A 12,618-nucleotide genomic window follows, 5' to 3' on the forward strand; every position below is an offset into this window, starting at 1 on the left:
ATCAGCGCCCCTGATAGTTTGGCGTACGTTTTTCGAAAAAGGCGGCGATGCCTTCGCGGCGATCGTCGGTGGCGGCCAGGGTGACGAACTGCTGACGCTCCATCGCCAGCCCCTGGCTAAGGCCGATTTCCTCGGCCTGTTTCAGCGCCTGTTTGGCGGCGCGGAGCGCCAGCGGCGCCTGACGGCTGATGCGATCGGCAATCTGCTGCGTGCGTTCCAGCGTCAGGGCATCGACGCACACTTCGCTGATAAGGCCGGCCTGCAGCGCGGCGCGGGCGTCGATGGGCTCGCCGGTCAGCACCATCTGGCTGGCACGCGACTTGCCGACGCAGCGGATCAGGCGCTGGGTGCCCCCGGCGCCCGGCATCAGGCCGAGGGTGATCTCCGGCAGGCCGAAGCGGGCGCTTTCGCCGCCGATGACGATGTCGCAGGCCAGCGCCAGCTCGCAGCCGGCGCCCAGGGCATAACCGTTCACCGCCGCCAGCAGCGGCTTGCTGAACTGCGCCAGACGCTGCCACAGCTGCGGACGGCGATCCGCCAGCGCGGCCGGCAGATCCTGCTGTTGCAGTTCGCGCAAATCGGCGCCGGCGGCGAAGAAGCGCGCCGCACCGGCGATCACCACGGCGCCCACGCCGCTGTCGGCGTCGGCCTGCTCCAGGCGAGCAACCAACTGTTCCAGGCACGGCGTGCTCAGGGCGTTGCGCGCCTCCGGCCGATGCAGCGTCAGCGTGACCACGCGGTGCTGCTGCTGATGCAAAATAAAGGGGGTGTCCATCGCGGCTCCTAGACGTCGAAGTCCAATACCACGCCGTCGTCTTTCGGCCACGACTGGCAGCTCAATACGTAGCCTGCCGCCAGCTGATCCGGCTCCAGGCTGTAGTTGATGCCCATCTCCACCTGGCCGGCCTTCAGACGGCATTTGCAGGTGGCGCATACGCCGCCTTTGCAGGCGTAGGGCAGGTCGGCGCCCTGGCGCAGCGCGGCGTCGAGAATGCTGTCGTCCTGTTCGCCGACCTCGATATCCAACCGGCGGCCGTCGAGCAGGATCGCCACCCGGGTGGCGTTGCGATCGCTGCTGCTTCGCGGGCGGGCGACCAGGCCGCTGGTGTTGAAGCGTTCGCTGTGGATGTGGTTGGCCGGGACGCCGGCCTGTTCCAGCACGGTTTGCGCGTCGTCCATCATCGATTCCGGCCCGCAGATAAAGGCGTGGTCATAGTCGCGGAAATCCAGCAGCGCGCCGCCGATCGCCGTCAGGCGTTCACGGTCGATGCGGCCGCTGAGCAGCGGGCTGTCGAGACTTTCCTGGCTGAACAGATACAGCTGCTGAAAACGCTGCGGGTAGCGGTTTTTCAGATCCGACAGCGCCTCTTTGAACATCATCGAACGGCTGTTGCGGTTGCCGTAGATCAGAGTGAAGCTGCTGCCCGGTTCGAGCAGCAGCGTCGCCTTGATGATCGACAGCATCGGCGTGATGCCGGAGCCGGCGGCGATCGCCAGGTAGTTGCCGTGGCGCTCTGCCTGCGGCTGGTAGCCGAAGCGCCCCTGCGGCACCATCACCTCCAGCGCGTCGCCGACCTTCAGCATGCGGTTGACGAAGCGGGAGAAGCGCCCCTGGTCAATCGCCTTTACGCCGATCTGCAGCAGGCCTTCCTGCGGCGAACTGCAGATGGAGTAGCAACGCCGCAGCTCTTCGCCGTTGACCAACGCCTTGAGCGTCAGGTGCTGGCCGGGGGTATAGCGGTATTGGTTTTGCAGCTCTTCGGGCACCCGCAGGGTGATGGCTACGGCGTCCGGCGTTTCGCGCTCGATGGCGGCAACGTTCAGGCGATGAAAGACCGTCATGGTGTCAGCGCTCCTATATGCATTTGAAATAATCGAACGGTTCCCGGCAGTCGCAGCAGCGGTACAGCGCTTTACAAGCGGTGGAGCCGAACTCGCTGATCTTCTCGCTGTGGGTGCTGCCGCAGCGCGGGCAGGCTACCGGGCCGTGGGCGTGCGGCCGATCGCAGGTGTGGCCCTGCGGGGGCGCTACGCCGTATTGCCGCAGCCGCTCGCGGGCGTCGGCGTTCATCCAGTCAGTGGTCCAGGCCGGGCTGAGGCGAATGTCCACCTGCACCGGGCTGAAGCCGGCGGCCGCCAGCCGCTGCTCGATGGCGTTGAGCAGAAATTCGGTGGCTGGGCAGCCGGAGTACGTCGGGGTGAAGGTCACGCGCCAGCCCGCGCCGTCGCGCGCTACGTCGCGCACCATGCCCAAATCGGTGATCGACAGCACCGGCAGTTCGGGATCGCTGATCTGCTGCAGGCAGTGCCAAATCTGCGGGATTTCGGCGGGTTGCAAACGGGTGACGTTCATCGTGGCCTCCTACCATTGACCGTTTGGATAGGCGCGCTGCAGGAACTGCATTTCCGCCAGCAGCGGGCCGAGGTGTTCGCTGTGCCGGCCTTGCTTGCCGCCGTGCCGGAACGCCTGCTCGGCAGGCAGCGCCAGCGTCGCCTGGCGCAGCGTCTCTGCCACCTGCGCTTGCCAGGGGGCCTGCAGTTCGCGCGGATCGACGGCGATGCCTTGTTCCGCCAGTTCCAGCTCCAGCGCGTCGGCGTGGAACAGCTCGGCGGTGAAGCGCCACAGGTTATCCAGCGATTGCTGGATCTTGCGGTGGCTGACGTTGTTGCCGTCGCCCAGGCGGATCATCCAGCCGTGGCTGAAGCGCAGGTGATAATCGGCCTCCTTCAACGACTTGGCGGCGATGGCGGCGATCTGCGCATCGCGGCTGCGGCTCAGCGCCTGGTGCAGCTGTACGTGGTAGGCATCGAGCAGGAACTGACGCACCAGCGTGTCGTTGAAACCGCCGTTCGGCTGCTCCGCCAACAGCAGGTTATGAAACTGGCGTTCGTCGCGGCCGAAGGCCAGGCTGTCTTCGCTGCAGGGCGGGCCGGCCAGTTCGGCGGCATAACCCAGAAAGTGGCGCGCCTGGCCGAGCAGATCGAGCCCGATGTTGGCCAACGCCAGATCGATTTCCAGCTCGGGCGCGTGGCCGCACCAGGCGCACAGGCGCTGGGCGAGGATCAGAGGCGTGTCGCCCTGGCGGAGCAAATAGCTGATGCGCGGATCGTTAACCGTCATGGTCGCCTCTACATGTTCTTGATGCCGTCGGGAATGGTGTAAAACGTCGGATGACGGTAGATCTTGTCTTCGGACGGATCGAAGAACGCGCCGCGATCTTCCGGCTGCGAGGCGATCAGATGGCGCGACTGCACCACCCAGATCGAGCAGCCTTCGTTGCGGCGCGTATAGGCGTCGCGGGCATTTTCCAGCGCCATTTGGTCGTCGGCGGCGTGCAGGCTGCCGACGTGGCGATGCGCCAGCCCTTGTTTGCTGCGGATAAACACTTCATACAGCGGCCATTCAACGTGGCTCATGATCTCGGTTCCTTATGTTGGCTATGCGGCGGAGGCAGCGTTTTTCGCGGCGTGGGCCATGGCGCCGTCGCGTACCCAGGCGCCGTCTTCCCAGGCGCGGCGTTTGGCCTGCAGGCGTTCGTGGTTGCATTGGCCGCGCCCTTTGATCACCTCATGCAGTTCGCTCCAGTCGATTTCGCCGAAGCGATAGTGGCCGGCGGCCTCGTCCCAGGTAAGGCTCGGGTCCGGCGCCGTCATGCCCAGCGCCTCAAGCTGCGGCACGGTGTTGTCGACGAATTTCTGCCGCAGCTCATCGTTGCTGTGGCGTTTGATTTTCCACGCCATGCTCTGGGCGCTGTGGGGGGAGTCGGCGTCGCTCGGGCCGAACATCATCAGCACCGGCCACCAGAAGCGATCGATAGCGTCCTGCAACATGGCGCGCTGCGTGTCGCTGCCGTTGGCCATCGCCATCACCGCCTCGTAGCCCTGGCGCTGGTGGAAGCTTTCCTCTTTGCAGATTTTCACCATCGCCCGCGCATAGGGGCCGTAGGACGCGCGGCACAGCGCCACCTGGTTGACGATGGCGGCGCCGTCGACCAGCCAGCCGATCACGCCGATATCCGCCCAGTTGAGCGTGGGGTAATTGAAGATAGAGGAGTACTTCATCTTGCCGTCGAGCATCTTTTGGTAGATGTCCTGGCGCGAACAGCCGAGGGTCTCGGCGGCGCTGTAGAGGTACAGACCGTGGCCGGCTTCGTCCTGCACTTTGGCCAGCAGCACCGCCTTGCGGCGCAGCGTGGGGGCGCGCGTCAGCCAGTTGGCTTCCGGCAGCATGCCGATGACTTCCGAGTGGGCGTGTTGGCCAATCTGCCGAATCAGGTTCTGACGGTAGGCGTCCGGCATCCAGTCTTTGGCCTCAATGGCGATGTCCGCCGCGATCTTGTCGTCGAAATGCTGCTGATACTGTGCGTCAGTTGTCATGCTTGCCTCTTGGTGATTCGTATTTTTCACATTAAACATAAAAATGTGAATCACTTCAACCAACCATAAGGCTACAAACTGATAACAAAAAGATCAAACGTAATTCATGTGGTTTTGCGAGGTGACTCACAAGGTGGTTTGTTATTTTGTTGATTTTATTTGATAAATAAAGTGATTAATTCCTTGTTTATAGCAGGTTAAATGCCCTGAAAGCGCCTTTTGTTTTCTTTTTGTTAAAATTTGGTTTGGCGCAGGCTGGCATTTATGTGATACGTAATTAAGCTATAGGGTGAAAATTTATGAATTTCGGAGGGCACATGCAGCAGTTACACAGTTATCTTTCTGGCGCCTGGGTGTACGGGCAGGGAGAGGGGCGCGAGATCCGCCACGCCGTGACCGGTGAGGCGCTGTACCAGGTCTGCTCCGACGGCCTGCCTTTGGCGGCGAGCCTGAGCTATGCGCGCAGCCACGGCGGCCCGGCGCTGGCGCACATGACGTTCCAGCAGCGCGCACAGATGCTGAAAGCGGTGGCGAAACACCTGTTGGCGCACAAAGAGGCGCTGTATCAGATTTCCTATCAAACCGGCGCGACGCGCAGCGACGGCTGGGTTGATATCGAGGGTGGCATCGCCACGCTGTTCGCCTATGCCGGCATGGCCGGTCGCGATCTGCCGGACGATACCCTGTGGCCGGAAGACGAGCTGATCCCATTGTCGAAACAGGCGCAGTTCGCCGCCCGCCACGTGCTGACCTCGCGCCCCGGCGTGGCGCTGCACATCAACGCCTTCAACTTCCCGTGCTGGGGCATGCTGGAAAAACTGGCGCCGACCTGGCTGGCGGGCATGCCGGCCATCATCAAGCCGGCCACCGCTACCGCGCAGCTGACGCAGGCAATGGTCAGGCTGATCGTCGACAGCGGGCTGGTGCCGGAAGGAGCGCTGCAGCTGGTTTGCGGCGGCGTCGGCGACATGTTTGCGCACCTGGATTATCAGGATGCGGTGACTTTCACCGGTTCGGCGCAGACCGGGCAGCGGCTGCGGGCGCATCCGCGCCTGCTGGAAAAATCAATCGCGTTCACCATGGAGGCGGATTCGCTCAACTGCTGCGTGCTGGCGGAAGACGTGACGCCGGAGATGCCGGAGTTTGCGCTGTTCATCAAAGAAGTGTGCCGTGAAATGACCGCCAAGGCGGGGCAGAAATGCACCGCGATCCGCCGCATCATCGTGCCGGCGGCGCAGGTGGCGGCGGTGCGTCAGGCCCTGTTGCAGCGCCTGGCGGGGGTGACGGTAGGCGACCCGCAGCTGGAGCAGGTGCGCATGGGGGCGTTGGTCAGCCACGAGCAGCGTGATGATGTGCAAAGCAAGGTGGATTTCCTGCTGCGCAACGGCTGCGAACCGCTCTGTGGCGCTGCGCTGGATAAGCTGGAAGTCCTGGGCGACGGTGCGCGCGGCGGGGCGTTTTATCCGCCGACCCTGCTGTATTGCGCCGATCCGCTCACCCATCAGGCGGTGCACGGCACTGAGGCCTTCGGCCCGGTGGCGACGCTGATGCCATATGCGGATACCGAGCAGGCGATCGCGTTGGCGTTGCTGGGGCAGGGCAGCCTGGCAGGATCGCTGGTGACCGCCGATCCGGCATTGGCCAAGCGCTTCATTCGCGCGGCGGCCTGCGCCCACGGCCGCATGTTGATTTTGGATGAGCAGGCGGCGGCGGAGTCCACCGGCCACGGTTCGCCGTTGCCGATGCTGGTGCACGGCGGCCCGGGGCGCGCCGGCGGCGGTGAAGAGCTGGGCGGGCTGCGCGCGGTGAAGCACTATATGCAGCGCACGGCGATCCAGGGCAGCCCGGCGATGCTGGCGGCCATCGGCGGCGAATGGGTGCGCGGCGCGCCGGTCGTCGAGCATCCGGTGCATCCGTTCCGGAAATACTTCGAGCAGCTGCAGCTGGGCGACAGCCTGTTGACCGCGCGCCGCACCGTGACCGAGGCGGATATCGTCAACTTCGCCTGCCTGAGCGGCGACCATTTCTACGCGCACATGGACAAGATCGGCGCCGCCGACTCGCTGTTCGGCGAACGGGTGGCGCACGGTTACTTTGTGGTGTCCGCCGCGGCCGGGCTGTTTGTTGACGCCGCCGTCGGGCCGGTGATCGCCAACTACGGCATGGAGAATCTGCGCTTTATCGAGCCGGTGAAGATCGGCGACACCATTCAGGTGCGGTTGACCTGCAAAAAGAAAATCCGCAAGCCGCAGAAAACCGCCGAAGATCGCCCGCACGGCGTAGTGGTGTGGGATGTGCAGGTGTTGAATCAGGAACAGCAGCCGGTGGCGCTGTACAGCATTCTGACGCTGGTGGCGCGCCAACAGGGGGATTTCGAGGCGTGATGCGCGTTTGCCGCCGCCGGTAACACCGACGGCGGCAAATCAGTCAGATCAACGGCTGGCCGCGCAGCTGTTCCAACACTTTCAGCGGTGAACGCTGCGGATCCTGCATTTTATTCACCGGCAGCAGGAAGGTCTGTTCCAGCATAAACTGGCCGCCCATCGCGGCATGGGGCGTTTGATCCGAGAAGCAAATCCAGCTGCTGCCCGGCGGGAACGCCAGCGCCAGCTGTGGGCCTCGCTGCTGATAATCGCCGTCGGCCTTCATGGCGTCATGCAACTGCAGCATAAGGTGGTCATAATGGCTGCGGCGGGTTTTGGTGATGCGCACCTGGTGCTGCAGCCAGCTGCTTAACGCCGAATAGCGAGCCAGACGCGGCATAAAGCGTTCCGCCAGCTCAGGGAAAGGTTCACCGACGCGCCATTGGCGATCTTCACCGTGCGGATTGATATTGGTGAAAATACGCAGAATGCGTTCGCCGTAGTTCGGGCGCGATGGGAAAGCGTCGACGTGCAGCCGGCTGTCGTCTTTGCGCCAGGAGCTGGCCGCACGCCAGGCGGAAACCGGATGCAAACGCAGGCTGCCGGTTGGGTGATGCAGCGCCTCCTGATACTCGGGCAGCAGCCCGGCGATCAGCTGGCGGCAGGATTGGTAATAGCGCTCCAGCAGTTGCTGAACTTGCTGCTGACGCTCCGCGACGGCGACACCGGTCAGCTTGCCGGACAATGGCTGATAGCTGATGTTCTTGCGCTTCGGATCGACCAACGCCGGATCCAGCAGTGGCATTTCCTGCTCAGACAGGTGGAAGGCCAGCTCAGGCAGAAACAGCACTTTGCCCTGCTCCAGTTCGCTGACCGCGCTGGAGGCTTCTTGCGCCGCCCATTGTTGCAACGGCAGCATCAGAACGGCCTGTTCACGCGTAATATCGCCAGTAGGCATGAGATCTCCTCGCAAATCTATATCGCTTTGTTCCCGCCTTTCAGGTTGCCGCGTGGTTGGCTGCACCGGTTTGCGCAGTGGCTGGCTGGAGCGGCGCCAGAAGTTTTGCGCCGGTCGCCCAATTGCAACGTGAAATTTGCGGGTTCTATTATGGGTGTATCAGTAGGGCGCATTGCGCCGAAGCATGCGATGGCTTCCTGATATATAGAATAGTCCTGTTAAGGGTATCACCGGCAGCGCCAATAAAAAGTAAATGGAAGTTAAACGAGGCCTGGCGGAGGCACGAATAATCAAAAAAGGCACGAATTGGCTGTCGAACGGTGAGTTTTTTATCTGATTGATTTTTAATGAAAATAAATATCCTGCTTATTTTTTGCCGTGTTGTAGTGAGAAAGCAGGATAAAACCGGTGAGGGAATATTTCTAAGTGAAATTATTTTACTTTCACGAAGGGAGTTAATCGGACCGCCGGCTCGCGACGGCCCGATTAATAATCAAGCGCCGTAAATGCAGTTTTTACCCTTTTTCTTGGCCTGGTACAGCGCGCTGTCCGCCTCATTGATAAAGCTGATTGGCGTATCGTTGTACATATGTGGCACTTTGGCGCAGATGCCGATGCTGATGGTAACGATGCCGTGCGGGTTGCCCTGATGCGGGATCTTCAGATCGCGAACCGCGTTGATGACGCGTTCGGCGAAAATCAGCGCGCCCTGCACGTCGGTATCCGGCAGGATAATCCCCATCTCTTCGCCGCCGTAGCGCGCCAGTATGTCGTTGCTGCGGCACGCCAGCCCCTTCAGCGTTTGGCCGATTTGCTGCAGGCACTGGTCGCCGGCGACGTGGCCATAGCTGTCGTTGTACTGCTTGAAGTAGTCGATATCCAGCATCAGCAGCGCCACGCTGCGGTAGTTGCGCGAAGCCCGCGCCAGCTCGTTCTTCAGCGCGATATCAAACTGGCGACGATTGGCCAGACCGGTCAGGCCGTCCAGCAGCGCCAACTCTTCGAGCATCTGGTTGATGCTGGTCAGCTGATCGCGGGTGCGCATCAGCTCGGCTTCGGTTTGCATGCTGTGCTTGATTTGCCGCAGCAGCACCATGCCCATCGCCAACAGGATCATCAGCAGAGAGAGGCCGCCGGCGGCAAACAGGCCGGCGTCGGTGCGCCAGTCCGCCAGCGCGTCGCGCTTCGACAGCCCGGCAGCGATCACCAGCGGAAAGCGATTGACCCGCGAATAGCCGTAGATGCGCTCTACTTTGTCGTACAGCGAGGTGATGGTGGCGTTGCCGAACTCCGAATGCGGTAAAATTTCGCTGAACAACACGCCCTTGGCGATGTTTTTACCGATCGAGGCCGCTGAGTAAGGGCGGCGGTAAAGGATGGTGCCGTCCGCCAGCAGCAGGTTCAACGAGGCGTCGGTGTTGAGGGCGAAGCTGTCGTAAAACTGGCGGAAATAATCGACGTACAGCGTCGCCAGCACCACGCCGCCAAAGCTGCCGTCCGGGTTGTTGAAGCGCCGTGATACGGGGATGATCAGATCGCCGCTAGTGCGGCTGCGGATCACCTTGCCGATGTACAGGCCGCCGCCGTCGCGGTTTTGATGGTATTTGAAGTAATCACGATCGGCGTTGTTGGCGTTCTTGATGAACTTGCCCGAGGAGGTCGCCAGCCAGCGGCCGCGCGCGTCGTAGATAAACAGCCCATGCAGCTGCGGCAGATTGCCGACCTGCGTCTGCATGACGCGCTGCAGCCGCGTCAGCTGCGATGGGCCCAGCCCGTCGTTCAGGAGGCGTTCGGTCAGATCGAGCAGATTGCCGTCCACCTGCATGAAGGTATCGTCGGCGTGCTGCGCCAGCGAGCGGGCGAGGTTGGCGGATTCATGCTCGGCGCTGCGCAGATCGCGCTGGTGCGCGTTCCAGATTTGCCAGCTGTTAAAGAGGATCAGCGTGGCGGCAACGATGATGACAAACACGCCGGCCTGAAATAATAATGGGGAGCTTTTAACGCTGCGCGGCGGCACGGCATCCTGTATGGGTTGCTGCTGAGTCATGTCACCCTTGTGGTTTGATTACTATTCAACTTGAGTTAAGAGCAATCCTATATTTTATGCATAAATGCGCCAGACCTCTAGCCCTTAACGAGGCGATACGGAGAAAGGCATGCCGCAATCTGCCTCTGCGGCGGTGTGAAGACTACGGAGTATAGAGTCAATGTCGGATTACATCATTATCGCTTTACTGACGCTGGCGGTGTATTACCCCCTTACGCTGGGGGCGCTGGCGGGGATGATGTACATCGCCTGGCGGCGCCGCCGATCGCCCTACTGGCGGTTGGGGTTGGTGCTGTTGACGCTGCTGTTCGTGCTGTTCGCCAAGGCGGCGTATGACTGGCACCGCTATAGCTAGCGGCGCCATGGCGGGTTATTCGACGTTGATCATCCAGTTGACGCCAAATTTATCGGTCAGCATGCCGAAGCCTTTGGCCCAAAAGGTGGCTTGGTAAGGCATCGTCACCTGGCCGCCCTGCGCCAGATTATCGAACAGCTTGCGCCCTTGCTCCTCATCGCTCGGATTCAGCGACAGCGAGAAGCCTTTATGCGAAGCGCCGCCGCTGTCGTCCTGCGGGCAGCCGTCGGAGGCCATCAGCACGCCGTCACCGATCAGCAGGCGCGCATGCATGATCGCCTCCGGGTTGACGTCCTGCGGCCCGCCTTGCCGAGCTTCTTCGGGCATGTCTTTGTAACGCATGACCATTTCAATTTTGGCATTCAACTGCTGCACGTAGAAGTTAATCGCTTGCTCACAGTTACCGCTGAAAAACAGATAGGGTTGTACCAGCATGACATTGACCTCGGTTGTGACCCGACAGGCAACGACCGGCCCGCAGGCAGGAAGAAATGGTTGCTGGCGGCAATGATTGCCGTCGGTGACTTATTAGTGTAGTTCCCGTGGCGAAGAATGCTTGTGCGAGGCGAGCGCGCCTTCGCCAGCGGTGTGGCGGGCGAAGGCGCGAGGGCGTTAATACAGCGAAGGTTCGCCGGGCGGACGGGTTTTAAACCGGCGGTGCAGCCACATGTACTGATCGGGTGCCAGCAGCACCTGTTCTTCCACCACGCGGTTCATCATGGCCGCTGCGCGCGTTTCATCGTCCAGCGGGAAGTCCTTCAGCGGCGGCTGTACGATCAGCTCATAGCCCTGCGCATGCGGCAGGCGGCGCGGTACGAAAGGCACGATCGACGGCCGCCCCATGCGCGCCAGGATAAAGGTACCGGTTGTCGTGGCGGCGTTTTCAACGGCGAAGAACGGCGCGAACACGCTGCTTTGCGGGCCGTAATCGTGATCCGGCGCGTACCACAGGATTTCCCCCTGTTTCAGGTTGCGGATCATGCCTTTGATATCTTTACGATCGATCATGAACTTATTCGAGCGCAGCCGGCCGCGGGTCTGTACCCACTCCATCAGCTTGTTGTTATGCGGGCGATGCACGCCGATGCCGGGATTTTGCATGCCGAAAATGCGCGCGCCCAGTTCCAGCGTCAGGAAATGCAGACCGATCAGCAGAACGCCTTTGCCGTCCTGGCGTGCCAGCTGCATGTTTTCCATGCCGCTCACCTTGAACCAGCGGGCGATGCGCCAGTCGGGCCAGAACCAGGCCATGCCGACTTCGAACAGGCCCATGCCGACGGACTCAAAATTTTTGACGATCAGCGCCTCGCGCTCGGCGGCGAGCATTGCGGGGAAACAGAGTGCCAAATTGCGGCGCGCTATTTTTACCCGGCGTTTCATCAGGCGCATGGCTATTCTGCCGAGGCCATGTCCAAGCCGATATATGAGCGGGTAGGGCAGTAACACCAAGAGATAGAACATTCCCAGCCCTATCCACAGCAACCAATAACGAGGGTGCAAGAATTCGCGCTCAAAGCGTTGGTTTGAAAGCATTTTTCCTGTTCTTCCTTTTCTTTCCCAATGGGACCTTAACCCAAATTGTTATAGGGCGAATGATAGAACATTTTGTGCTAAATAGGGTTTTCCATTAATGCTTTTTTTTACGCTTTATTTAATAACAGACGGAAAACGGAGCGAAATAGGATTTTTACCGAGGGAATGAAGGGTATTTACCGCTTTTTCAACCGGCTGGCGCAATTGAAAAATAAAGACACAATTAAGCGGATCGCAAAAGTGACAACCGCTATGTAACCTTAGAGAAACAGTAACGCGGCGGAACCGTCCCAAACGGCGGCCAGCGCGTACAGCAGTGCGAGAATCAGGACGAACGGGGCATTGAACATGGGCTTTTCCTCCCAGAGATTTGTGTAAAGTTTAGCCTGCCGAGATGACAGCAGGATGAAATTAGATCGTTTTTTGTACGGTGAAATTCAGACGGACGGAAATGGGTAAACCGCTGATTTTTTACTATAGTCATAGTGTGAAGTTGTGCGTTTGTCGCCGTACGCCCTGCATTGAGCGGCTGTGGGCAGATTGCCTGGAGCAAGATCGCGGGGCGGGCGGTGCCGGGCGTGAAACATGTGACGCAATTCTCAGAGGGTTGGTCTGTAAGGATTTGACATGTCATATGAAAATGACGATCTAAACGGTGTTGAGCAACCGAGCGACTACGTGAAAACCACCGCCTGCGAAGTGCGCAGCGGTGTAAAAGCGGCGCTCGAGCAATCATGTGCCTGCATCAAGGATAATCCTTGGGCGGGGATAGGCGCCGGCGCCGTCGTGGGCCTGGTAATAGGATTTCTGTTAGGCAAAAGGTAATAGGGAGAGTAGAGATGGGCATCATTTCCTGGATCATTTTTGGTTTAATCGCCGGTATCCTGGCTAAATGGATTATGCCGGGCAAAGACGGCGGCGGATTTATTATGACCGTGGTACTGGGGGTCGTGGGCGCCGTGGTCGGCGGCTATATCAGCACCTT

The 12,618-nt window shown here is 60.7% G+C and carries 13 protein-coding genes and 1 pseudogene; 4 read left to right on the plus strand and 10 right to left on the minus strand.

What is annotated here, in order from left to right:
* Nucleotide 1: 1 nt before the first annotated feature.
* Genes paaF through paaA form a run of 6 tightly spaced genes read right to left on the minus strand, consistent with a single transcriptional unit; the run spans nucleotide 2 to nucleotide 4,377 of the window.
* Entirely contained in the window at nucleotides 2-775 is a 774-nt protein-coding gene (gene paaF, locus HMPREF3138_RS00750) for a 2,3-dehydroadipyl-CoA hydratase PaaF (protein WP_038872162.1), read from the minus strand.
* A gap of 8 nt (nucleotides 776-783) precedes the next feature.
* Nucleotides 784-1,842, minus strand: coding sequence for a 1,2-phenylacetyl-CoA epoxidase subunit PaaE (gene paaE, locus HMPREF3138_RS00755; RefSeq protein WP_038872159.1), 1,059 nt, complete (start codon nucleotides 1,840-1,842; stop codon nucleotides 784-786).
* A gap of 13 nt (nucleotides 1,843-1,855) precedes the next feature.
* A complete protein-coding gene (gene paaD / locus HMPREF3138_RS00760; RefSeq protein WP_033653577.1) occupies nucleotides 1,856-2,353 on the minus strand; it encodes a 1,2-phenylacetyl-CoA epoxidase subunit PaaD in 498 nt (165 codons plus the stop codon).
* Nucleotides 2,354-2,362: 9 nt separating this feature from the next.
* Nucleotides 2,363-3,121, minus strand: a complete 759-nt coding sequence (paaC, locus tag HMPREF3138_RS00765) for a 1,2-phenylacetyl-CoA epoxidase subunit PaaC (protein ID WP_038872151.1) — start codon at nucleotides 3,119-3,121, stop codon at nucleotides 2,363-2,365.
* 8 nt (nucleotides 3,122-3,129) lie between these two features.
* Nucleotides 3,130-3,417 (minus strand): 1,2-phenylacetyl-CoA epoxidase subunit PaaB, encoded by a 288-nt coding sequence (gene paaB, locus HMPREF3138_RS00770; protein ID WP_004935173.1) that lies wholly within the window; start codon nucleotides 3,415-3,417, stop codon nucleotides 3,130-3,132.
* 21 nt (nucleotides 3,418-3,438) lie between these two features.
* Nucleotides 3,439-4,377 carry a 1,2-phenylacetyl-CoA epoxidase subunit PaaA gene (gene paaA, locus HMPREF3138_RS00775; RefSeq protein ID WP_033647856.1) on the minus strand — a complete coding sequence of 313 codons (939 nt, stop codon included), beginning with the start codon at nucleotides 4,375-4,377 and terminating at the stop codon, nucleotides 3,439-3,441.
* A gap of 317 nt (nucleotides 4,378-4,694) precedes the next feature.
* Here paaA and paaZ point away from each other — a divergent pair, with 317 nt between their 5' ends.
* Nucleotides 4,695-6,761, plus strand: coding sequence for a phenylacetic acid degradation bifunctional protein PaaZ (gene paaZ, locus HMPREF3138_RS00780; protein WP_038872147.1), 2,067 nt, complete (start codon nucleotides 4,695-4,697; stop codon nucleotides 6,759-6,761).
* 43 nt (nucleotides 6,762-6,804) lie between these two features.
* On the opposite strand, the gene HMPREF3138_RS00785 is transcribed toward paaZ, so the two are convergent.
* The gene (locus HMPREF3138_RS00785) at nucleotides 6,805-7,698 is read right to left on the minus strand and encodes a Kdo hydroxylase KdoO (RefSeq protein ID WP_038872144.1); all 894 of its coding nucleotides are present in this window, start codon (nucleotides 7,696-7,698) and stop codon (nucleotides 6,805-6,807) included.
* A 493-nt stretch (nucleotides 7,699-8,191) separates the two neighbouring features.
* Entirely contained in the window at nucleotides 8,192-9,745 is a 1,554-nt protein-coding gene (locus tag HMPREF3138_RS00790; protein WP_038872141.1) for a sensor domain-containing diguanylate cyclase, read from the minus strand.
* 160 nt (nucleotides 9,746-9,905) lie between these two features.
* Here HMPREF3138_RS00790 and HMPREF3138_RS00795 point away from each other — a divergent pair, with 160 nt between their 5' ends.
* Complete coding sequence (locus HMPREF3138_RS00795) at nucleotides 9,906-10,100, plus strand: hypothetical protein (protein ID WP_038872138.1); 195 nt, start codon at nucleotides 9,906-9,908, stop codon at nucleotides 10,098-10,100.
* A 15-nt stretch (nucleotides 10,101-10,115) separates the two neighbouring features.
* On the opposite strand, the gene HMPREF3138_RS00800 is transcribed toward HMPREF3138_RS00795, so the two are convergent.
* Complete coding sequence (locus tag HMPREF3138_RS00800) at nucleotides 10,116-10,535, minus strand: VOC family protein (protein ID WP_038872136.1); 420 nt, start codon at nucleotides 10,533-10,535, stop codon at nucleotides 10,116-10,118.
* Nucleotides 10,536-10,712: 177 nt separating this feature from the next.
* Nucleotides 10,713-11,633: a Kdo(2)-lipid IV(A) acyltransferase gene (locus tag HMPREF3138_RS00805; protein WP_038872133.1), complete on the minus strand. Its 921-nt coding sequence runs from the start codon at nucleotides 11,631-11,633 to the stop codon at nucleotides 10,713-10,715.
* 627 nt (nucleotides 11,634-12,260) lie between these two features.
* On the opposite strand from HMPREF3138_RS00805, the gene HMPREF3138_RS00810 reads away from it, so the two are divergent.
* Both HMPREF3138_RS00810 and HMPREF3138_RS26890 read left to right on the plus strand, forming a co-directional pair.
* Nucleotides 12,261-12,458 (plus strand): ElaB/YgaM/YqjD family protein, encoded by a 198-nt coding sequence (locus tag HMPREF3138_RS00810; protein WP_033635087.1) that lies wholly within the window; start codon nucleotides 12,261-12,263, stop codon nucleotides 12,456-12,458.
* A gap of 14 nt (nucleotides 12,459-12,472) precedes the next feature.
* Nucleotides 12,473-12,618 (plus strand): annotated as a pseudogene (locus tag HMPREF3138_RS26890) (GlsB/YeaQ/YmgE family stress response membrane protein); the annotation flags it as partial.

This window comes from Serratia sp. HMSC15F11 (genome assembly GCF_001808215.1).
Taxonomy (GTDB): domain Bacteria; phylum Pseudomonadota; class Gammaproteobacteria; order Enterobacterales; family Enterobacteriaceae; genus Serratia; species Serratia nevei.